Below are 21123 nucleotides of genomic sequence, written 5' to 3'. Positions count from 1 at the left end.
TTGAGCATCTCCGCGATGAACAACGAATCTCTCCCCACCCCCAAACGCGTCCGCTTCGTCGAGCTCAACGCCAAGGCGCTGCGGGCGCTCGCCGACGGTGACCTCGCCGCGGGGAGCGCCGAGGCCGGAGTCGCCCTCGACGAACACTTCGTCGGGGAGCGAGCTCGCTGGATCTTCGGCTACCGCGCCGACCAGCTCACCAAGGACCCCTCGGTCGCGCCCTGGACCGTGCGGGCCGCGGTGTCCGAGCCGGACGGGATCGTCGTCGGCGACGCCGGGTTCCACGGGCCGCCGGACGAAGCCGGCATGGTCGAGGTCGGCTACACCGTCGTCCCTCAGTACCGCCGCCAGGGCTATGCCCGCGCGATGCTGCGGGCGCTGCTCGCCAGGGCCGCCGCCGAACCCGGTGTCAGGACCGTGCGCGCCAGGATCAGCTCCGACAACACCGCCTCCCTGGCCTCCATCAAGGGCTTCGGCTTCACACGCGTCGGCGAGCAGGGGAGTGAGCGCGACGGACTCGTGATCATCTTCGAGGTCCCGGCGGACGCGATTCAGGCCGGGCAGCTGAAGCCGTAACGGCCGGCTGCCGACGTGCCGCCCGCGGTCACGGCCTCCGTCGGGTGTCCGCCGGTCGTGCGGTCACGCCAGCGCCACCGTCGTGGTGACCCGGGTAAGGGCCGGACGCCGAGGGGCTGAGGCGAACCCGAAGCGGACCGGCGGCGTGACGGGGGCCATCGGGCCGAGGTCGGCCCCGTCGAAAGTGGCCGAGGCCGCTCGGAGATACCGCAGGTCCTGGGCTCCGTACCACTGCGTGCGTCCCGCTCCCGCACTCCCGCGGGTCCGTACCCCGTCGAGCAGGACGCGAGCCGGCAGGTCCGTCAGGGCGCTCCACGCCGGGCGGCGGGCCAGCGGTGCCGGAACGGCGCGCAGCAGCAGCCCCAGAGGACCGCGGCGGCCGACCACGAAGCGCAGGTCCAGCGGCGGTGCCGCCACGGTCCACATGTCCTCGGTGACACTCACCTCGACCGGGGTGATACGTACGGCGTCGAAGGTGTAGGTGCTGCTGATGAAGTCGGCCGTCTCGTGAGTGGGAGCCAGCAGCAGCCTTTCTCCGTCGGCGTTTTCGAGCATCACATCGCTGAACGGACCGAACGGGGTCTGCTCCCAGTGGCCGAGCACGATCCTCATGCCGCTCGACGTGCCCAGGCCCGCGATCCACCCGTCGAACCGCAGCCGGGGCCGCCGCTGCCGTGTTGTTGCGGGGATCCACTTCATCCTGATGCTCCCGTGCGTGGGCCCGTGGTGTCAGTCCGCGGTCGGCGACCAAGGTACCGGTCGATCGGTCACGCCTGAGGCACCTGCCGGCCGTGTCCAACGGTGTGCAGCCGCGCGCGCCCTGACCCGCGGGCGCCAGGGTGGAGCGACCGCCGGTCCGCGCGGCGGGCTCCACCTCACGTCATCGGTCGAGGAACTCCGCGCACCGATAAGGACCCAGCGCGGCGCCGCCGTCCGGCCGCAGGGTGACCTGGACGTCGTCGGCCCTGGTGCTCGGGTCCAGTACGGACTGGGCGCGCGCCAGGGTGCACACCAACTGGCCCGTGCCCTGGTCGCGCCCCGACAGCGCATAGGGGCCGTCGAGGCGCACCGTGACACGGGCGCCCACCCCGGTCACCGTGTAGCCGCCGAGCTGGACCAGTGAGGTGAGGCCGTCGCGCTGCTCGGCCGGCGGTGGACCCACCGCCAGCAGTTTCACTACCGTATTGAGGTCGTTGACCTGCCGGTCCAGCAGCGGCACCGCGCGCAGCCCGCTGTCGGAGGCGAAGTACAGCCGCATCCCGCGCGTCAGCCCGGACGCGGGCTCGCCCGCGCCCACCACGCCGCTCGGCTGGACGCCGCAGCCCGCGAGGGCGAGCCCCGCGATCCACAGGAGGGCGGCTCCTCGGCGCAACCTCATGCGCGATCTCCTTCGGTGCGCCGTGCGGGCAGCCGCAGGGTGAACACCGCGCCGCCCTCCGGACCGTCGGCCACCTCGATCGTGCCGCCATGGAGGCGCGCGTTCTCCAGCGCAATCGCCGTGCCGAGGCCGCTGCCGGGGCCACTCTCGTCGGACGCGCTCCGCGTACGGGCCGCGTCCGCCTTGAAGAAACGGTCGAAGACCCGCTCCCGGGCTTCCGGGGGCAGCCCGGGCCCGTGATCGGCGACTTCCAGCGTGAGCCACTCGCCGTCCGCGGCGGTCACCGTCCCCAGGGTCACGGTGACCGGCGGGGCGCCATGCCGCAGCGCGTTGCCCACGAGGTTCGCGACGATCACGTCGATTCGGCGCCGGTCGACGACCGCCCGTACGCCTTCGGGCAGGCGAGCCTGCACGCGGTGGGTCCAGCCGCGCAGGGCCAGGGACGCGCGCACGGTGTCGGCGAGGTCGGTCTCGGCCGCGTTCAGCCGTACCGCCTTGGCGTCGAAGCGGGAGATCTCCATCAGGTCCTCGACCAGCCGGGCCAGCCGGGCCGTCTCCGCGCCGACGGTACGGGCCGCGCGCGCCGCGTCCGGCGGCAACTGGTCGGCGTCCTCCTCCAGCACGGTCGCCACCATCGTCATCGCCGCCAGCGGGGTGCGCAGTTCGTGCGACACGTCCGCGACGAAGCGGCGCGCTTTCGCCTCCTGGTCGCGCAGTTCCGCGTCGGAGGTCTGGAGCGCGTCGGCGGTCTCGTTGAACGTCCGTGCCAGGTCGGCGAGTTCGTCGTGTCCGGTGACGGCGACGCGGCTGCCGAGGTCACCGGCGGCGAGCTCGCGCGTGGCCCGGTTGAGTTTGCGGACCGGACGCAGCACGGTGCCCGCAGACAGCAGCGCCAGGACGGCGGCGAGCAGTACCACCGGCGCGGTGCCCGCCCGTACCGAGTCGAGGAGTGCGGCCGTGTCGTCGCGCTCGGCCCGCAGGTCGGTGATCGCGTACACCTGGAGCCCGGAGCTGTGGTGGTCGCCATCGGCGTAGGTCACGGGCATGCCGACGGTCAGATAGGGCTCGCCGCGCCACATCACCCGCTGGAACCGCGTGCCCCTGCCGGTCTGTACGGCGGCGCGCAGTTCGGTACTGATCCGGCCTTCGGTCTCGGCGAGCGTGCCGGACGCGGCGACGAGGTCCTGGTAGCGCGCGACCACCGGGCGGGCGCCGATGCCGTCCGAGACCTGCGCCGCGAAGCGGGACAGTGAACGGTGGTCGGGCGGCAGGTCGAAATCCGCGGCCACGGTGGTGACCCGCTTGCGGAGGTCGTTCACCGCGGTGTTCTGGGTGCGTTGGAGGACGGCGGTGCGGGCGTCGCGGTAGGCGAGGGCGGTCGCGGTCACCGCGCTGACCAGGGCGACGAGGACGAAGGTGACGACGAGGCGGGTGCGCAGCCCGCCCACGAGCCGCCGGGAGCGCTGCCCGTCGGTGACCCACCCTTTTCCGTCCTTGGACCCCCCGGTGTCCGTCGGCTTCACAGCGGTCCGAAGCGATAGCCGAAGCCGCGCACGGTCTGGACGTACCGCGGCTTGGCCGGAAGGTCCTCCAGTTTGGCCCGCAGCCGTGCGACCGCCGCGTCCACCAGCCGGGAATCGCCCAGGAAGGTGTGGTCCCAGATGGATTCGAGGAGCTGCTCGCGGGTGAAGACCCGCCCGGGGGAGGCCGACAGCTCCAGGAGCAGCCGCAGCTCGGTGGGTGGCAGCGGGACCGGGGCGCCGTTCTTGGTGACGGTCAGCCCGGCGCGGTCGATCACCAGCCCGGCGAGGTCGGGGTCCGCCTCCCGCGTCCGCGCGGACGGTTCCGCGCGCCGCAGGGCGGCGCGGATGCGGGCCTCAAGCACGGGTGCGGTGACCGGCTTGACCACGTAGTCGTCGGCGCCCGCCTCCAGGCCCGTCACGATGTCGGCGTCGTCGCCGCGCGCGGTCAGCATGATGACCGGCAGGGTCGCGGAACGGGCACGGATGCGGCGGCACACCTCGAAGCCATCCATACCGGGCAGCATCAGGTCCAGTACCGCCAGTTCGACCTGTGTGCCACGGTCCCCGGAGAGCAGGGCGAGGGCCTGCTCGCCGGTGGCGGCGGTGTCCACGCCGTACCCGTGCCGGCGCAGCACGAGCTCCATCCCGTCCCGTACGGAAGCGTCGTCCTCGATGAGCAGCACATGCGGCATGGGGCCGATTATGACCATGCCGGGACCGCTTGGAGCTACTCCACAGGGGAGCACAGGCGCAGGTGGGAGGCATTGTTACGTTCCCATCACATGGCCATGGACAGGTCATCATCTGCGGTGGCGAGCGTGAAGAGCATGAGCTTTCTCGGGATGAACCGAACAAACCATGGGATTCCCCGTCTCTCTGTACGGATGCGGCTCGTCGGCCTCGCCGCCGTGCCCGTGCTCGCCCTCTGCGGGGCCTGCGGCAGTGGCGACGGCGGCGGTGGCGACGCGGGCAAGAAGGGTGGCGCGATCGCCGACGTGCCCGACGCGCCGGGAGCCGATGCCGCGAAGGAGGCGAGCGGACCGAGCGATAAGCCCGCGGGCAAGAGCGCCTTCTACGACGCACAGATGCGATACGTCCAGTGCATGCGCCTCAAGGGTGGTTACAAGGACTTCCCCGACCCCAGACTCAGCGGCTATCTGGACTGGGCGAAGGTCAACGCGATCGGCGCCCAGCCCGGTCGCAACGATGGCATCAAGGGCGGCAGGAGCGGCGCCTGCGTCACCGAGCTCCAGGCCGCCATGAACGCGGAACCCAAGCGCGACCAGCAGAAGGCCTATGAGTCCATGCTCGCCCATGCCCAGTGCATGCGGGACCACGGCGTATCCAAGTTCGCCAACCCCACCATGAGCGGCGGCAACGCTCAGCCGGGCGGCGACCCGGACCCGGTGTCCCGTTCCCTCGACACCGCGTCGCCCGCGTACAAGCAGGCTCGCGGCGCGTGCGAGTCGAAGCTGCTCGACGGTCTGGACGGTATGCAGTGAAACGCCGCACCGCCTGGATCGCGCTCGCCGCGGCGGCCACCGCCGCGGCGTCGGTCACCGGGGGAGTACTGCTGCTCGGCGACCAGAGCGACGCGGGTGCCTCCGCGAGGAACGGCGAGCTGCCGCCCGCCACGGCGAAGGTCGTCCGCACCGACCTCGTCCTGTCCAAGACGGTCGACGGCAAGCTCGACTTCGCCCAGCGCCGCACCGTGAAATCCGCCGTCGAGGGCACCGTCACGGTGGCCGCCTCCGAAGGCCGCACGGTGAAACGGGGGCAGGCGCTGTATGAGCTGAACGACAAACCCGTCACCCTCCTGTACGGGCCCGTCCCGATGTTCCGCGAGATGAAGGCGGGCGACCGGGGCAGTGACGTCCTCCAACTGGAGCGCAATCTGCGCGAGTTGGGGTACGGGGTCGGTGTCCCCGTGGACACGGAGTACGACCGGTTCACCGAGGCCGCGGTCAAGCGGTGGCAGAAGTCCCTGAGACGCGAGCCCACCGGCAGGGTGGGCAAGGGCGATGTCGTCTTCCAGCCGGCTGAGGTGAAGGTGGTCGCCGCCGACGCGGCGCTCGCCGACCAGGTCGCCCCGGGCGGAACGGTGCTGACCATCGCCGCCACCCGGCCCGTCGTACGGGCCCAGCTGGAGCAGACCGACGGGGCGCTGACCTCAAGGAACACCAAGGTGGAGGTCACCCTGCCGAGTGGGAGAACGGCGGGCGGACGGGTCGAGGGGACGGTGCGCCCCCAGGAGTCCGAGGCCGGGGGCGGTGCGGGCGCGGGCGCGCAGAAGGGCATCACCGTCGAGATCGTCCTGGACGGTGGTGCGGGCGCGGTGTCCGGCGAGGACGCCAAGGCGTCGGCGAGCGTGAAGTTCGTCAGCGAGGCACACAAGGGCGTCCTCGCGGTCCCCGTGGAGGCGGTCGTGGCCCTGCGCGGCGAGAACGGCGGTTACGGCCTCCAGATCGTCCAGGGCACCACCTCCAAGATCGTACGGGTGCGGACGGGCATGACCGCCGACGGGCGGATCGAGGTCTCGGGCGCGGACGTGCGCGAGGGCGCGCTGGTCGGAGTGGCGGCCTCATGACTCCACCCCCGGTGATCGAACTGCGGAACGCCGGCAAGTCCTACCCCGGCGGCGTCCACGCCCTGCGCGATGTCAACCTCACCGTCTACCAGGGCGAACTGGTCGCCGTCGTCGGCCCGTCCGGCTCCGGCAAGTCCACGATGCTCAACGTCATGGGCACCCTCGACCGGCCCACCACGGGAACCGTCGCGGTGGCCGGGTACGACGTGTCCGAGCTCTCCGACTCCCGGCTCTCCGCCCTGCGCGCCCGCCACATCGGCTTCGTCTTCCAGCACTTCCATCTGGCGGCGGGGCGCGACGCGGTGGACAACGTCGCCGACGGACTGCTGTACGCGGGTGTGCCGCTGCGACAGCGTCGCGAGCGGGCACGGGAGGCGCTGTCCAGGGTGCGCCTGGAGCAGCGCTTCTCGCACACGCCCGACGAGTTGTCCGGTGGTGAGAAGCAACGGGTGGCCATCGCCCGCGCGCTGGTGGGCGAACCCACGCTGCTGCTGGCGGACGAGCCGACCGGGGCGCTGGACACCGTCTCCGGTGCGGTCGTGATGGAGCTGCTGCGTGAGCTGAACGACTCCGGCACCACGATCTGCGTCATCACGCACGATCAGGCGATCGCGGACTCGCTGCCGCGGCAGGTCCGGTTCAAGGACGGCGAGATCGTCTCGGACTCCCGGCCCCCGCGCATGCCGGGGGAGGCCCGCGCGTGATGGACGACTTGACCAAAAACACCACCAGCGAACACGCGGCCCACCCTGGGGCCGTCAACGACCTCAGACCGTCCCGCCTCGCCCCGCGCGACATCCTGCGCGTCGGCGCGGTCGGCCTGCTCGCGCGGCGGGCGCGTGTCGTGCTGTCGGTGCTCGGTATCGCCATCGGCATCGCGACCATGGTCGCCGTCGTCGGCCTGTCCGAGTCGAGCCGCGCGGACCTGATGGCCCGGCTCGATCGCCTGGGCACCAACCTCCTCACGGCCGAGGCGGCGGACGACGACGGTACGGGCCGCCCGGCCGAACTCCCCAAGAACGCGGTGGCCATGGTCGAGCGCATCGGCCCGGTGCGGCACGCCACGGCCACCGCCAACGTGGACGCCCGCATCCGCCGCAGCGATGTGGTGCCCGAGGAGCGCGCCGCCGGCGTCACCACCCAGGCGGCCCGCCTCGACCTGCTCTCCGCGCTCGGCGGCGGGGTCGCGAAGGGCGTCTGGCTGACCGCCGCGGGCGAACGCCTCCCGACGACGGTTCTCGGCGCGGTGGCGGCGGACCGTCTCGGTATCACCCGCACCGGCGAGACGATCATGATGAACGACACACGGGTGGTGGTCGTCGGCATCCTCGAACCGATCGAACTGGTTCCGACGCTGGACCGGGTGGCCCTGGTCGGATTCCCCGCAGCCGAACGCTACTTCGGCTTCGACGGCCACCCCACCACCGTCTTCGAGCGGTCCACCGATGCCTCGGTGGAGGACGTCCGGGCAGTCCTCGCCCGTACCGTGAGCCCCGGCAGCCAGGCAGGCATCAAGGTCTCCCGCCCCTCGGACGCGCTGGCCGCCAAGGCCGCCGCCGACAAGGGCCTGACGACCCTGATGCTCGGGCTGGGGGCCGTGGCACTCCTGGTCGGCGGGGTGGGCGTCGCCAACACCATGGTGATCTCGGTCCTGGAACGCCGTCAGGAGATCGGCCTGCGCCGCTCCCTGGGCGCGACCCGCAACGCGATCCGCCTCCAGTTCCTGACCGAGTCGCTGCTGCTGTCCGGACTGGGCGGGGTGACGGGCGCACTCCTGGGCACGACGGCCACGTACGGCTTCGCCAGGGCCCAGGGGTGGACGGCGGTGATCCCCGCCTGGTCCCTGGCGGGCGGCCTCGGTGCCACGCTGCTGATCGGCGTGATCGCGGGCCTCTACCCGGCGATCCGGGCCTCACGCCTGCATCCGACGGTGGCTCTGCATGCGGTGTGAGGAGGCGACGGGCAACAGTGAAGCCGCACGGTGAGTCCTTCGCCCTGCCCCGGTGCGCCGTCGCTCTCACTGTCGTCAGCCTGACGAGGATGTTCAGGCCAGGGTCGAGATGCAGAAGGGATGGCCGGCCGGGTCCAGTAGGACCCTCCATCGATCGGGCTGCGGCTGTTCCGCTGGCTCGGTGGCGCCGAGGGCCAGCAGCCGGGCCTGGGCGGTGTCGAGGTCGTCGACACCCAGATCGATGTGCGCCCGCTTCTCCTGGGACGGGTCCGGCCACGTGGGACGCCGGTAGTCGGCGAGCCGGGAAAAGCCCAGTCCGGGCGAGCCCCCCTGGCCGAGCAGGATGAAGTCCTCGCTGGAGTACGCGACGGGCAGGTCGAGAGCGCTGCCGTAGAAGCGGGCCAGCTCGGCCGGGTCCGGACAGTCGAAGGTGACGGCGGAGTAGCGGATCGCGGGTGCGGATGCCGATGCGGATGCGGATGTGGTTTCGGTGTTCATGGGAAGACGCTAGGACGGGACCAGGACAGTTCCAGTCCTGGTCATGGGAGAGAATTCCGGATGTGATCAGCACATCCGCCCGTCTGCTGCGCCTGGTTTCGCTGCTGTCCGCCCGGCCGTCCTGGACATGCGGCGAGTTGGCCGAGCGGATGGAGGTCACCGAGCGCACGGTCCGCCGGGACATTGCCAGGCTGCGGGAACTGGGGTACGGCGTCGAGTCCGAGCCCGGGCCGTGGGGCGGCTACCGCCTGGGCGGCGGAAGCCGGGTGCCGCCGCTGGTCCTCGACGACGAGGAGGCCCTCGCCGTGGCTGTCGCCCTGCGCGAGGCCGCGCTCAGCGGCGTCCTCGGCAGCGACCAGGCCGCGCTGTCGGCGCTGCTGAAACTGCGGCAGGTCCTGCCGCCCCGGATCGCGGACCGGCTCGCCGAGATGGATGCCGCGTTCGTGCACACCCCCAGGCCCGACGAGCCGCAGATCGCGCCCGGCATGCTGCTGCGACTGGCCACCGCCTGCCGCTGGGGGGAGCGAACCCGACTGTCGTACTGCGACCGGGAAGGGAAAGCCACCGTCAGGGACGTCGACGCGTACCGCCTCGTACACACCGGGCGCCGCTGGTACTTCGTCGCCCGCGATGTGGCGCGAAACCAATGGCGGACCTTCCGGGCCGACCGGGTGACGCAGGCGCAGTCGACCGGGCATGCTGCCGAACTCCTCGATCCGCCCGACCCTGCGCTGCTCGTCTCCCAAGGCATCGCCGTCGGCGCGTACCCGCTCTACGTGACGATTCGTCTTCCACTGCCCATGGAGCGGGCGCTGCGGCTGGTCCCGCCGACCGTCGGCACCCACCGCCCGGACGGCCCCGACGCCACAGTCGTCGAGATCGGCGGCCCCGACGCGGACGGACTCGCCACCTACCTGCTCAGCCTGGGCAGCCCGCTCCATGTGCTGTCCCCGGACGAGGTGCGCCAGGCGCTGCTGCGCCGCACCCGGGAACTGTTCGAGGCCAACGCGGTCGGTCAGCCGTCGGAGGAGTGACGCCGCATACCCGCACCGACCCAGACGGGGCGGAGGGCCACTCGGTACTTCGTGCCCTGTTCGCCGTAGCTCCGCGAAGACACGCGTCCTTGCCGATGCGGGCTGCGGGTCCCGGCGGCGAAGTCGCAGGGGCGCTCACCGTGCGGGCTGTTCCCCCGAGCCCCGTACGACCAGCCGGGTCGGGACCGTGACCGTGCGGGCGCGGGAGCGGTCGCCGTCGAGCCGGGCCAGCGCAATGGTCGCCGCCGCCCTGCCGATTTCGTCGGCATCCTGGGCGACGACCGTCAGGGCCGGCTCCAGGGCTTCGGCGAGCGGCACGTCGTCGAAGGCGACGACGGCGACATCCTTCCGCTTGCTGCGGACGAGTTCGGCGACTACCCCGAACGCGGTGATGTTGTTGCCGGCGAACAGGGCGGTGGGGGGATCGGACAGGTTGAGGAGCTGCGCTGTCGAGGCCGCTGCCGCCTGCTGGTCGTGGGCGTTGGTGAGCAGGGCGCGATCGTAGGGAAGGCCGGCCTCCTGGAGGGCTTCGCGGTATCCGGCCAGCCGCTCCCGGCGGGTGTAGAGCTTCAGCGGCAGGTCGCCCACGAAGCCGATGCGTCGATGGCCGTGGGCGACCAGGTGGGCGACGCCTTCGTGGGTGCCCGCCCGGTTGGAGCTGACGACGCTGTCCGTGGAGAGGCCGACTCCCGGACGGTCGATGAAGACCACGGGCAGGCCCGCGGCGCGGTGCGTCCTGAGGGCGGAGTGGTCGGCACCCACGGACGGCACGACCATCAGGACGCTGACGCGGCGGGCGAGGAACGTGTCCGTCAGCGCGCGCTCGCGTTCGGGATCGTCGGCCGAGGAACCCACCAGAAGGGTCAGGCCACGGTCGCGGACGGTGTCCTCGATGCTGCGGGCCACGGCACCGAAGAAGGGGTTGCCGAGGTCCGGGATGACCAGACCGATGGTGGTGTCGGGGCCGCCGACACGGATGTTGCGAGCCATGAGGTTCGGCTGGAAGCCGAGTTTCGCCACCGCGGCGAGCACCTGTTCCCTGGTCCGGGCGGATGCGGGTCCGTCCTCGTTGAGGACGCGGGAGACCGTCTTGGCGCTGACCCCTACTTCGCGTGCGACGTCGGCCAGCGTGGGGCGGCGGTTCGCTGCCATGGAGGAAAACCGTCTCCTGTGCTCTCCGGTTCCGGCCGCGGCCTCGGCCGGAATCCTTGAGTCTGAGTGCGTGCGGTCAGGTGGCCTGGACCCCCGCGGCTTTCACCGCTTCGGAGTCCGCGACGACAGTATCTCCTGTCTCGTCGACGGCGAGAGCACCGGTCATGATGGCGACGACCTCCGCCATCGAGTAGTCGGAGGGCTTGATCAGGGCGGCCCTGCGGCCGAGCCGGTGGACGTGGATTCGGTCGGCGATCTCGAAGACATGCGGCATGTTGTGACTGATCAGCACTACCGGCATGCCCTTGTCCCGGACGCGGCGGATGAGGTCGAGAACCTGGCCGGACTCCTTGACGCCGAGCGCGGCGGTGGGTTCGTCCATGACGACGACACTGCGGGCCCATGCGACGGAACGGGCCACGGCGACGGCCTGTCGCTGCCCGCCGGAGAGCGTCTCGACCGACTGCGTGAGCGAGCGCAGACCGATCTTCAAGTCCGCCATGTGTTCGGCGGCCTCCTGCCGCATGCGCTTCTTGTCGAGCATACGGAGGGCGCTGCCGAGGACGCCGGGGCGACGCAGCTCGCGGCCGAGGAACATGTTGGAGGCGATGTCCATGGAGGCGGCCACGGCGAGGTCCTGGTAGACCGTTTCGATGCCGTGGGCGCGTGCGCTCTGCGGTCCGGAGAAGTGGATGGGCTCTCCGTTCAGACGTATCTCGCCCGCGTCGGGGACCACGGCGCCGGTGAGGGTCTTGATGAGGCTGGTCTTGCCGGCCCCGTTGTCGCCGATGACGGCGAGGACCTCGCCGGGCAGCAGGTCGAAGTCGGCGCCGTCGATGGCGGTCACGTGTCCGTAGCGCTTGACCAGGCCGCGGGCCTGCAGAACGGGGGTCGGGGAGGGGGTGGCGCTCATCGGGCCTTCTTCCGGGAGGTCTGGTCGACGGTCACCGCGAGGATCACCAGGACTCCGGTGATCAGGGTCTGGTAGATGGAGGCGACGCCCATGAGCTGCAGGCCGTTGCGGAACACACCGACAATGAGGACACCGATGAACGTGCCGAGTACCGAACCGCGTCCGCCGAAGAGGCTGGTGCCGCCGAGCACCACCGCCGTGATGCTGTCGAGGTTGTCGGTCTGCCCCGCCTGCGGATCGCCCACACCGGTACGGGAGATGAGCAGCAGGGCGGCGATCCCGTACAGGATGCCCGCCGCGGTGTAGATGCCGATGGTGAGCCGGGAGGTGCGGATGCCGTTCAGGCGTGCCGCCTCCTGGCTGTTGCCGAGGGCGTAGACGTGCCGTCCCCAGCCGGTGTTGCTCAGCGCGTGGGCGAGGAGGAGGAACAGGGCGATGGTGACCAGGGAGCCGTAGGTGATGTCGGTGTGTCCGAGCGGGAAGGTCTGTCCGAGGGCGGTCAGCGGGCCCGGCAGGCTGCTGATCGTCTGCTCCTCGGAGTAGATGTGGGTCAGCGCGAACGCCACGTTGAGCATGCCGAGGGTCACGATGAACGGGGGCAACGGGATCTTCTGGACGAGCAGCCCGTTGAGCAGGCCGAAACCGCCGCAGACGACCAGGCCCAGGGCGATGGCGAGGAACGGGGGCAGGGAGCCCTCGGCGGCCGTCTTGGCGATGACGATGCTGCCGAACGCCATCACCGCTCCGCACGACAGGTCGATGCCCGCGGTGAGGATGATCAGGGTCTGTCCGATGGCGAGGGTGCCGACGACCATGACCTGCTGCACGATCAGGGAGAAGTTCCCCCCGGTGAGGAAGTGGTCCGAGGAGACGGAGAAGAAGGCGCACGCCAGAAGGAGGGCGATCAGCGGGCCGGTGGTCGGTGCCGTGAGCAGCCTGCGGGCCACGGTCGGCGCGGCGAGTCCGGCGTAGGGCGAGGATGTGCTCGGGGGTGTGGATGTAGCGGTCATACGAGGTCCTTGAGGTCCTTGTCGGTAGACCGAAGTCCTTGTCGGAGGACCGGAGTCCTTGTCGGGGAAGGATGCGTACGGCGGTGGGAGCGCACCGAGTGGCTCAGCCCCAGCAGTTCTCCAGCCCGTAACCGGTGTCCTTGGCTGTGACGCCCGCTTCGGCCCTGGCGGCGATCAGGGTGGCGCCGGTGTCGGTATAACCGGACACCTTCGTGCCGCCCTTGGCGTACGCCATGACGGCCTTGACGCCCTCGGTGGCCATTTTCAGCGGGTACTGCTGCGACGTGGCGGCGATCTTGCCGTCCTTGACGGCCCGGGTGCCGGTGCAGCCGCCGTCGACCGAGACGATCAGGACGTCCTTCTCGCGGCTCTTGGCCTTCAACGCGGTGTACGCGCCCAGGGCGGCCGGTTCGTTGATCGTGTAGACGACGTTGATGCCGGGCTCCTTCTGCAGGCAGTTCTCCATCGCGGTCTGGCCCTTGGCCTGGTCGCCGCCGGTGTCCTGGGCACACGCGACGTCCTTGTCGGTGGCGCCGAAGCCCTTGAGGAACCCGTTGTGCCGCTGGACGCCCACGGAGACACCCGGTGCGAGGTCGAGCGTGGCGATCTTCGCGGTCCTGCCTTTCAGGGCCGCCTTGGTGTACTCGCCGATCAGCTCGCCGGCCTTGAAGTTGTCGGTGGCGAAGAGGGCGTCGACGGCGCTCTGCGGCTCGGTCGGGGTGTCGAGTGCGATGACCATGACGCCCTTGGCCTTGGCCTTCTCGATCGCGGGCACGATCGCCTTCGAGTCGCTCGGAGTGATCAGGATGCCCTTCACCCCGGCGGCGACCATGTTCTCGATCGCGGCGACCTGACCGGCGTTGTCCCCGTCGAACTTGCCCGCAGCCGTCATGAGCTGGGCGCCGTCCTGCTTGGCCGCCTTCCCCGCGCCCTCCTTCATCTTCACGAAGAACGGGTTGGTGTCGGTCTTGGTGATCAGCCCGATCTTCACCGTGCCCGAGCCGGAGGACGCCGAACCCGAACCTGATCCGCAGGCCGTCAGGGCGAGGGCCGTCACCGCGGTGCACGCGGCGACGGTGAGAAGAAAGGAGGGCGGACGAGGGGCGCGAGACATGAACGACTCCTGCGGGATCGGGGACGAGCGGCGGCATCGGAGTGCGCCGACCGGAAGTGTCATCGTTGACTTATGTCATCGTTGACACTGCTTGACGAGGATGATGGACTCCGCTTCCGGGAAACGTCAATGCCTTGCGGTTGTCACAAATCGGCAAACCCCGGTGTGCGTTGCCGCCGTGCCCGTCCGGCAGCCGCACCCACCACGCGACCGTCGCGTCCCACCCTCCCTCGTCCGTCCGGCAGAGAAGAGCAGCCCATGAACCCGCGCCAGATCACCGTCCTCGGGGAGTGTGTCGCCGATGCGTTCCCCGAGCCCGCGAGCGCCTCGAACGAACTGGCTCTGCGCGTACTGCCGGGTGGAGGACCTGCCAATACGGCCGTGTCCCTGGCCCGCCTCGGCAGCCCGGCCCGCCTCCTCGCGCGCCTGTCCGACGACGTGTTCGGCCGACTGTTCCGCGCCCATCTGGAGTCGTCGGGGGTTGATCTGTCGGACGCCGTACGGGCCGCGGAGCCCAGCACCCTGGCGGTGGCGGAGCTGGATGCCACAGGGCAGGCCGCGTTCTCCTTCCACGCGCAGAACACCGCCGACTGGCAGTGGACGGCCGACGAGCTGGAGCGCGTCGACCTGTCCGAAACGGCCTGTCTGCACACCGGATCCCTGACCCTGGTCCGCGAACCCGGCGGAGCCGTGGTGGAGGAATTCCTGGCCGCGGCAGCACCGCGCACGACCATCAGCATCGATCCCAACGTCCGTCCGCATCTGGTGCATCCCGACGTCTATCGGGCGCGGCTGGCGCGCTGGTGCGGCCTCGCCGATGTGCTCCGGCTGAGCGAGGACGACCTCGAACTCCTCCTGCCGCAAGCGTCTCCGGAGCGGGCGTGCGACCTCTGGCACGCCGCCGGGGCGCGGCTCGTCGTGATCACACGCGGCGCCGAAGGAGCTTTGGCCTCGCTCGACGGCGAACGGCTCCACGTACCCGCTCCGGCGACGCGGGTGGTCGACACGGTCGGTGCCGGGGACTCCTTCACCGCCGGCCTGCTGCACCAGCTCGGCGTCCGCGGACTACTCGGCGGCCGACTCACCGAACTGCGTCTCGACGACGTCGCCGACGCCTGCGCATTCGCCGCTCGCGTGGCAGCCCTGACCTGCTCTGCAGCCGGCCCCAACCCGCCGTGGCGGGACCAGCTGACCCAGTCCGTGGCAGCGGGCACCGCGTGATCCCGGTGGAAGCGCCACGTGCCCTGGCGCATCGTGAGCTCGTCATAGTCGGCGCGCCCGGGTGGACGGAAGGATCCGGGACGGCCGTCATCGGCGTGGGCAGCGGGTCGACGTACTTCGCCGAGGGAGGGGTCTGCGACACCGGGGCGTCCAAAACAGTGCCGCAGTACGCCGGTCCGGTTGCTGAGAACTCGAACGCCCTGGCCATCGACGATGCGCTGTTCCTCGTACGTGGGTCAGGTCAGGGCCTGCGTCCCGATGGTGGTGAGCAGATCCAGCTGGTCGGCTGTGGGGGTGCCAGGCGGTGCGGAGCAGACAGCGATACGCAGATCGCTGCCGGGGACGGTGAGGGTGTCGCAGTCGATGCTGACGGGTCCGAGGCCGGGGTGGTGGACCGTTTTGCTGTCGGTGGTGTGAAAGCCCACAGCGTGGGAGTCCCACAGGCCGTGGAAGCGGTCGCTGGTACGCCGAAGATCGGTGATCAATGCTCTCAGCGGCTTGTCCTGGGGGTAGCGGGCGGCGGAGGAGCGCAGGTCGGAGACGAGGGCTGTTTCGAACCGCGCCTGCTGCTCGGGGGCGTGGGTGACGCGGGTGGGCAGGGCGGTGAAGTGCCGCCAGGCGATGTTGCGTTCTCGGCCGCGCCAGGGGGAGGGGTCGCCGAGGAGTGCGGCCCACAGATGATTCCAGGAGAGGAGGTTCCAGGCAGCGTCGTGGACGCTGAGGGGCGTGGCGCGGAGCTGGTCGAGCAGGCGCTGCACGCTGGGTGGGACATGGGCGGGGACCTGGCCGGAGGTGGGAGGGGCGTGCTCGGCGAGGAGGTACAGGTGGTCGCGTTCGCTCTCCGTCAGGCGCAGGGCGCGTGCGAGAGAGGCCAGCACCTGGGGGGAAGGCGAGGTGGCGCGGCCTCTTTCCAGGCGGACGACGTAGTCGACGGAAAGGCCGGCGAGCCGGGCGAGTTCCTCGCGTCGCAGTCCGGGCGCGCGCCGCACTCCGCCGAGGGGGAGTCCTACGTCATGGGGGTCGGTGCGGTCGCGCCAGTGGCGTAGCGCCTGTCCGAGGGCTGCGGGATGGTCGTTCACGTAGCCATTGTCCGCCCGCCACCGCACAGACGGCCTGGTACTGGCCGACCCCCCGCTGAGGAGGGCTCTCCCTGTTCGTCGCCGTGGGCGACAGGCTCAGCGACATGACAGTCACTGTGATCACCGGCGCCAACAAGGGCCTCGGCTTCGAAACAGCCCGTCGCCTCATCGAGCAGGGCCACACCGTCTACGCCGGCGCCCGGGACCCGCTCCGCGGCGAGCAGGCCGCCATCGCCCTCGGGGCCCGGCCGCTCCTGATCGACATCACCGACGAGGCTTCGGTCACCGCCGCCGCGCAGCGGGTCCGGGAGGAGACCGGACACCTGGATGTTCTGATCAACAATGCGGGCATCGCCGGGCCGGCGGCTTCGGCCGGCGAGCTGACCGCCGCCGACCTGCAGCAGGTGTTCGACACCAACGTCTTCGGAGCGGTGCGCACCATGCGCGCGTTCCTGCCGCTGCTGCGGGCAGCCGGGCACCCCGCGGTCGTGAACGTCAGCAGCAGCCTCGGCTCACTGGCGATCAACGCAGACCCTGCTGCCCACACCGACATCCTCCCGGCCTGGGCACCGTTGCTGGCCTACAACTCCTCCAAGGCCGCCCTGAACATGCTCACCGCCGTATACGCACAGGCCTTCCCGCAGATCACCATCACTTCGGTGGATCCGGGCTTCACCGCGACCGACCTCAACGGCCACCACGGCACCCAGAGCGTCGAAGAGGGGGCGGCTGTGATCGTCGCCGCTGCCGTGGCCGGCCCGTCGGCGCCGACGGGCACCTTCAACGGCGCTTCGGGCCCCGTCCCCTGGTGACCACTCCCTGACATCCCCAGCGCACGGGCGCCGGGGGGGCGTCCGCTTCTACCCGTCAGGGCGGCGCTGCCGGGAGGAGCGTGGGCCGCCAGATCCAGGGTTCGGCGCCGCGGGACAGCGCCAGGGCGCCGATCGGCACATCGTGCGGGGCGGCGTGGAGTGGCGTAGGCGGGCCGGCGGGTACGAGGTGGTGGGCTGGGCGCAGGACTTGGCTGTTCGGATCGGTGCCGACCAGGAGCTGTACGCCGCCGTCGAGGTCGGTGCCGAGAAGTACGGTGCGGCGGTCTCTGTTTCGCATGGCCGCGACGGGCCCGTAGCCGGGGAACCTTTGCGGGGAGGCGGGCCCGAGGCCGGTGTACAGGGAGGGGGAGGACGCGGCGGGGGAGCGGTGGACGACGCCGGTGGCGCCGTCCGGGGTGGTGAAGGCTGAGGGTTGTTCGCAGGACGCGGGCAGGGCCGCGTCGGGCCGGTACTCGACGGACTGGCGCGGGTGGTTCTGTGACCAGTGGTGGACGGCATCGCGGCCCGCCCCGTAGACGTGTACACAACCGTGGGCGTCCACCAGCGTGGTGAGCCCGTCGTGGACTTCCCCTCCGGGGAGCGAGCGCCAGTCGGACCAGCGCCCGTCGTGGTCCCGCACGCGCGTGCTGATGGACTTCCGTGCGTCGCGGACGAACAGGTGGATGTGCCCGTCGGGTGCGCGGACCACGACCGGGGAACCGATCCGGCGGCCTCGCTCGGCGCTGTGCTCCGGATTTCCGAGGCTTCGCCACGTACCGAAGTCGGAGCTCCGGTAGGCACCTTCGAGGACCACGATGTCGCGGGTGTCTGCTTGGCCGAGGCCGTGGACGGTGGAGAATCGCAGAGCGCACAGCAGCAGCCGGCCACTCGCGCTCGTCACACTCACAACGGGGGCCAGGGGGCCACCGCCGAGGTTGCGAGGTGCTCCCAGGCGACCGCTGCCGGGGGAGGTCTCGCGCCATTCGGCGGCCTGAGTGCCCAGCACTCCGTAGCAGAAGACGCGACCGCTCCGCTCGACGACGGCGGCCAGTGGGGGGCCGGCGTGACGGGGACGGGTGCTGCGGATCCAGCCCTTGCGGTTGGTCATGGCGTGGCCGCGGCCTTGGCTGTAGTCGCCGCAGCCGCTGGGGTCGCCGCATGCCCAGTCCGGCGCGCCGCCGTAGGCGTCGAGGACGCGGCCCTTCTCCCGCAGGATCTCGGGCGGCAGGTTGGGGGGCCACCGCTGGTGGTAGTAGCCGCGGAACGCGCGTGCGGCGAACCGTGGAGTGCGGCCGGTGCGGGCGGCCACGGTGGTCGCCCAGTGGCCCATCGCCTTCCAGGCGAACAGTGCCGCAGGAGTGTGGTCACGGTGGTCGGAGTGGCCGGGCTGATCATCGTCCCGGGGGTGGGCCGCATCATGGACCTGGAGGTCCGGGTCGGGGTCCAGGGTGTGCATCAACGTGGGCTTGAAGCGTTCCATGACCTGCACGAGGGCATCGACCAGGGTCTCGTGCCGGTAGGTGCTGACCCGGCGGACGGCGGAGCCGGGGGCGGTCAGGGTGTGCATGGACGCGCCCGGCTTCTTCCACAGCGCGGGCAGGCGGGTCGAGCCTTCTCCGTCCCGCGAGAGCATGGCGATGTTCAGGTGAATCAGCCGGGCCTCACGGCCCGCGTGGACCAGAACGTTCTCCTCCGCTTCGACTCCGCCGTCGAGGCCCCATACGGAGCGTTGCCAGCGGGTGAACCTGTCCATGCCGAGCATTTCGGCGTACGCCTGGCGCAGGCCCTGGTGGCGGGCCGCGGAGTAGGCCTCCTTGTCAGGGGCAGGACGGGGCAGGCCGTAGGCCCTGTTGAAGCCTGCCGACTCCCCCGCGGTGATGTAGACGGACACCACCGGGATTCCGTCGCGCAGGGCGTGAGCGGTGTGGGGGTTCATGAAGTACAGGTCATCGTCCGGGTGGGCGAGGATCTGCAGGACGAGTGGCCGGCCCGCTTCCTCGAAGGCGGTCGCGGTGCCCATGGTGGCGGCTTGGACGGAGGGGAGAGACACGTCGGATCGCGCGGCGGGGGTACAGGCGACCGTTCCGGTGCCCGCGGTGGCCGAAGCCGCTGCCAGTGACGCGAGGACACTTCGGCGAGACGGCCCCGCGCTGCTGCGGCTCAAAGGTGCTGTGCCTCGTGGGGTCACGGCCGTACCAGGTCGGGGACTTCAGGGACAGCGGCGTCGCGCTGAGTCGGCAGACTCACCGGCGTGTCGCATCGCTGCGAGCCGGACACGGTGACTCTGGCCCGGGCCAACGCCGACACCGCCCGCTGGAAGCGGATACCGGCCGAGGGCTCGTCCGGGCCCAGCAGATGCCCCCTCAACTGCTCCCGAGCTGCCGCCAAGGGGTCGCCGGCTGTTCCCCGCACTGACGCGAGGAGCCCGGCGACGTCTGCCGCGCCCGCGGTCAGGATCGTGGCGGCCCTCGCCGTAGGGAACGCCGCACGGAACGCGTCCTCCGACAGCCCGAGGGTGTTGACGATCGCGTGCGGCTTCCCGGTGGCAAGGTAGTCGGCCACCACACTGGACACATCGCCGACCAACACATCCGCCGCGTCGAAGCACGAGAAGAGCGACGGGCGCGTACCGTCCACCACTTGATGCCGACAGGCCGGAAGCGCGCCCCAGTACGCCTTCTCCCAGGCAGCCGTCGCCGCTCTCACCGCCTCGGCGCGACCGCTCACCGGGCCTCCGCCCCGCCGCATCCGTTCGCCGTCATCGCTGCCCCGCGCGGCGACCGCGCGGGTGAGGGCGTCCAGTGCGGCTGTCCGGAAGGCGAGTTCCCGCCCAGCGGCAGCGGCTGCGTCCCCAGGGAGTACCGAGGCGGAGTTGGCCTTCCGGACAAGTTCCCGGATGCGCAGGTCTGCGTCCCTCGCCAACGGATCGACGGAACCGGTCAAGGGGTGGGGTTTGTACAGCAGGCGTACTTCCGGTTCCGCCAGCAGTGCCTGGACCAGTTCCTCTCCGCCTCGGGTGAGGGATGTCGCGCCTGGCTGATCGAGCCAGCCTTCCCAGGTCGGCGCGTACAGGACTGTCAAGTGGTGGTGACGCGGCAGTCCCGTGGGGCGCCGGAGGGAATCAAGTTGAGGGCGGCCGATCTCGACGATGTCCTGGTCATCGACGCCGGCCCCGGCCTGCGCGTAGCGTTCCCGGGCGGCCGGGCCGGCCACCCATACCTGGTCGTAGACCCTCGCGTACGGATTGCAGCTGGAGCGTTTGTCGCTCTCGCCGTGGTTCACGAACGCGTGGCGGATGGTGGGAATCCGCAGAACGTGCGAGGTCTTTCCCGAGTTGGAGGGGTGAATGAGCACCCGCAGAGTCGAGTGCTCCAGGCGCAGCAGGTCGGCCGCCTTCGGAATGCAGACGACCGGCAGATCTGTCGTGCCCAGTTGGTGGACCATGAACCGTTCCCGCAGCACGATGACGGAGCGCTCGTTCAGTATCGCCAGCGGAGCGAGCCACATGTCGGCCTGGTAGGTGGAGGCGTGTCCCCCGGAGAAGTACATGCCCACCGGCGGCCGGTAGTCGGCGAGCCACTTCTCGAACCATGCCAGCACCTCCTGTTCGCCGGGAGGCCGCCTCGACGGCAGGAGGTGGAGCAGCAGCCACCCAAGTGCCGCCGTCGTCAGGGCCGCGGAGACGGCGATACCAGCCAACGCGGCGCCCGGGACGCCGTACACGACCGCGGTGAGTATGCCGGCGGTGCCGGGCGCAGCAAGGAGGAGCAGCTGCGGTCCCCGCTGGTACAGAAGCCACGCGGGGGGAGCGCGCCGCAGTCCGAGCGCCGACACATCGATGTTCCGGGTCACCACGGGCAGAGTCCGCGAACGCTGTACGGCCACGGCGCATCCACGTGCGATCACCTGCAGCCCTTGAGTCGACAGCAGGCCGCAGACCGCCGCGAACACCCTCGTCCTCGGTCCGTGCGGGCAGGCTGCGAAGAGCACGGCCAACAGCAGCCCGTCACGCAGGACTTGGCGGGTCCAGACGTCCACGCCGATCCGTGTGAGGAACTCCATAAGGTTTGGCCGCCGATGGTGCAGGGCGATGTCCACACTCATACCTGCCACGGCAGCGGAGACCAGAAGCCTCGCGTCGCATGTCAGTACCCCGGCCATCTGCACCACGAACGAGGCGACGAGAACGGTGGGGGCGATCGCCGAGGCGAGAGGGCTCAGGTAACGCACGCTCGACACTCCACGTGGCTCGCGAACAGCAGAGGGATGAGCTGT

At 70.8% G+C, this 21123-nt stretch carries 20 protein-coding genes; 8 read left to right on the top strand and 12 right to left on the bottom strand.

Annotation, left to right across the window (positions count from 1 at the left end):
* Nucleotides 1-15 precede the first annotated feature (15 nt).
* Entirely contained in the window at nucleotides 16-576 is a 561-nt protein-coding gene (locus tag ACZ5ID_RS17405) for a GNAT family N-acetyltransferase (protein ID WP_468898294.1), read from the top strand.
* A 63-nt stretch (nucleotides 577-639) separates the two neighbouring features.
* On the opposite strand, the gene ACZ5ID_RS17400 is transcribed toward ACZ5ID_RS17405, so the two are convergent.
* The 4 genes from ACZ5ID_RS17400 to ACZ5ID_RS17385 all read right to left on the bottom strand — a co-directional run bounded on the left by ACZ5ID_RS17400 (nucleotide 640) and on the right by ACZ5ID_RS17385 (nucleotide 4169).
* Nucleotides 640-1275 carry a hypothetical protein gene (locus ACZ5ID_RS17400; protein WP_468898292.1) on the bottom strand — a complete coding sequence of 212 codons (636 nt, stop codon included), beginning with the start codon at nucleotides 1273-1275 and terminating at the stop codon, nucleotides 640-642.
* Nucleotides 1276-1456: 181 nt separating this feature from the next.
* Entirely contained in the window at nucleotides 1457-1954 is a 498-nt protein-coding gene (locus ACZ5ID_RS17395; protein ID WP_468898289.1) for a GerMN domain-containing protein, read from the bottom strand.
* Complete coding sequence (locus ACZ5ID_RS17390) at nucleotides 1951-3402, bottom strand: ATP-binding protein (RefSeq protein WP_468898709.1); 1452 nt, start codon at nucleotides 3400-3402, stop codon at nucleotides 1951-1953. The genes ACZ5ID_RS17395 and ACZ5ID_RS17390 overlap by 4 nt, the downstream gene beginning before the upstream one ends.
* Before the next feature lie 71 nt (nucleotides 3403-3473).
* Nucleotides 3474-4169, bottom strand: coding sequence for a response regulator (locus ACZ5ID_RS17385; RefSeq protein WP_468898286.1), 696 nt, complete (start codon nucleotides 4167-4169; stop codon nucleotides 3474-3476).
* Between the two features lie 192 nt (nucleotides 4170-4361).
* On the opposite strand from ACZ5ID_RS17385, the gene ACZ5ID_RS17380 reads away from it, so the two are divergent.
* From ACZ5ID_RS17380 to ACZ5ID_RS17365, 4 genes are read left to right on the top strand one after another with little or no spacing between them, the layout of a single operon-like run.
* Nucleotides 4362-4979 carry a hypothetical protein gene (locus ACZ5ID_RS17380; RefSeq protein WP_468898284.1) on the top strand — a complete coding sequence of 206 codons (618 nt, stop codon included), beginning with the start codon at nucleotides 4362-4364 and terminating at the stop codon, nucleotides 4977-4979.
* Nucleotides 4976-6064: a peptidoglycan-binding protein gene (locus tag ACZ5ID_RS17375; RefSeq protein ID WP_468898281.1), complete on the top strand. Its 1089-nt coding sequence runs from the start codon at nucleotides 4976-4978 to the stop codon at nucleotides 6062-6064. Before ACZ5ID_RS17380 ends, ACZ5ID_RS17375 begins: the two co-directional genes overlap by 4 nt.
* A complete protein-coding gene (locus ACZ5ID_RS17370) occupies nucleotides 6061-6768 on the top strand; it encodes an ABC transporter ATP-binding protein (RefSeq protein WP_468898278.1) in 708 nt (235 codons plus the stop codon). Before ACZ5ID_RS17375 ends, ACZ5ID_RS17370 begins: the two co-directional genes overlap by 4 nt.
* On the top strand, nucleotides 6768-8015 hold the full coding sequence (locus ACZ5ID_RS17365; RefSeq protein ID WP_468898276.1) for an ABC transporter permease: 1248 nt from the start codon (nucleotides 6768-6770) through the stop codon (nucleotides 8013-8015). Before ACZ5ID_RS17370 ends, ACZ5ID_RS17365 begins: the two co-directional genes overlap by 1 nt.
* Before the next feature lie 93 nt (nucleotides 8016-8108).
* On the opposite strand, the gene ACZ5ID_RS17360 is transcribed toward ACZ5ID_RS17365, so the two are convergent.
* Entirely contained in the window at nucleotides 8109-8513 is a 405-nt protein-coding gene (locus ACZ5ID_RS17360; protein WP_468898273.1) for a VOC family protein, read from the bottom strand.
* A 62-nt stretch (nucleotides 8514-8575) separates the two neighbouring features.
* Between ACZ5ID_RS17360 and ACZ5ID_RS17355 the strand changes: the two genes are divergently transcribed.
* Nucleotides 8576-9547 (top strand): helix-turn-helix transcriptional regulator, encoded by a 972-nt coding sequence (locus ACZ5ID_RS17355; protein ID WP_468898271.1) that lies wholly within the window; start codon nucleotides 8576-8578, stop codon nucleotides 9545-9547.
* A 135-nt stretch (nucleotides 9548-9682) separates the two neighbouring features.
* Here ACZ5ID_RS17355 and ACZ5ID_RS17350 read toward each other — a convergent pair whose 3' ends face one another.
* The 4 genes from ACZ5ID_RS17350 to ACZ5ID_RS17335 all read right to left on the bottom strand — a co-directional run bounded on the left by ACZ5ID_RS17350 (nucleotide 9683) and on the right by ACZ5ID_RS17335 (nucleotide 13736).
* A complete protein-coding gene (locus ACZ5ID_RS17350) occupies nucleotides 9683-10699 on the bottom strand; it encodes a LacI family DNA-binding transcriptional regulator (protein ID WP_468898268.1) in 1017 nt (338 codons plus the stop codon).
* A 76-nt stretch (nucleotides 10700-10775) separates the two neighbouring features.
* A complete protein-coding gene (locus ACZ5ID_RS17345) occupies nucleotides 10776-11612 on the bottom strand; it encodes an ATP-binding cassette domain-containing protein (RefSeq protein ID WP_468898266.1) in 837 nt (278 codons plus the stop codon).
* Complete coding sequence (locus tag ACZ5ID_RS17340) at nucleotides 11609-12622, bottom strand: ABC transporter permease (protein ID WP_468898263.1); 1014 nt, start codon at nucleotides 12620-12622, stop codon at nucleotides 11609-11611. Before ACZ5ID_RS17340 ends, ACZ5ID_RS17345 begins: the two co-directional genes overlap by 4 nt.
* 103 nt (nucleotides 12623-12725) lie before the next feature.
* Nucleotides 12726-13736: a substrate-binding domain-containing protein gene (locus tag ACZ5ID_RS17335; protein ID WP_468898261.1), complete on the bottom strand. Its 1011-nt coding sequence runs from the start codon at nucleotides 13734-13736 to the stop codon at nucleotides 12726-12728.
* Nucleotides 13737-13994: 258 nt separating this feature from the next.
* Here ACZ5ID_RS17335 and ACZ5ID_RS17330 point away from each other — a divergent pair, with 258 nt between their 5' ends.
* On the top strand, nucleotides 13995-14957 hold the full coding sequence (locus tag ACZ5ID_RS17330) for a carbohydrate kinase family protein (RefSeq protein ID WP_468898258.1): 963 nt from the start codon (nucleotides 13995-13997) through the stop codon (nucleotides 14955-14957).
* Between the two features lie 236 nt (nucleotides 14958-15193).
* On the opposite strand, the gene ACZ5ID_RS17325 is transcribed toward ACZ5ID_RS17330, so the two are convergent.
* Entirely contained in the window at nucleotides 15194-16036 is an 843-nt protein-coding gene (locus tag ACZ5ID_RS17325; protein ID WP_468898256.1) for a helix-turn-helix domain-containing protein, read from the bottom strand.
* Nucleotides 16037-16140: 104 nt separating this feature from the next.
* Between ACZ5ID_RS17325 and ACZ5ID_RS17320 the strand changes: the two genes are divergently transcribed.
* Nucleotides 16141-16848: an SDR family NAD(P)-dependent oxidoreductase gene (locus tag ACZ5ID_RS17320; RefSeq protein ID WP_468898253.1), complete on the top strand. Its 708-nt coding sequence runs from the start codon at nucleotides 16141-16143 to the stop codon at nucleotides 16846-16848.
* 55 nt (nucleotides 16849-16903) lie between these two features.
* On the opposite strand, the gene ACZ5ID_RS17315 is transcribed toward ACZ5ID_RS17320, so the two are convergent.
* Entirely contained in the window at nucleotides 16904-18868 is a 1965-nt protein-coding gene (locus ACZ5ID_RS17315; protein WP_468898250.1) for a PIG-L family deacetylase, read from the bottom strand.
* A 164-nt stretch (nucleotides 18869-19032) separates the two neighbouring features.
* The gene (locus ACZ5ID_RS17310; RefSeq protein ID WP_468898247.1) at nucleotides 19033-21078 is read right to left on the bottom strand and encodes a hypothetical protein; all 2046 of its coding nucleotides are present in this window, start codon (nucleotides 21076-21078) and stop codon (nucleotides 19033-19035) included.
* Between the last annotated feature and the right edge of the window lie 45 nt (nucleotides 21079-21123).

The organism is Streptomyces sp. NPDC031670 (genome assembly GCF_055580545.1).
Note: the sequence above shows the minus strand (reverse complement) of the source record. Positions and strands in the feature narration are given on the sequence as shown.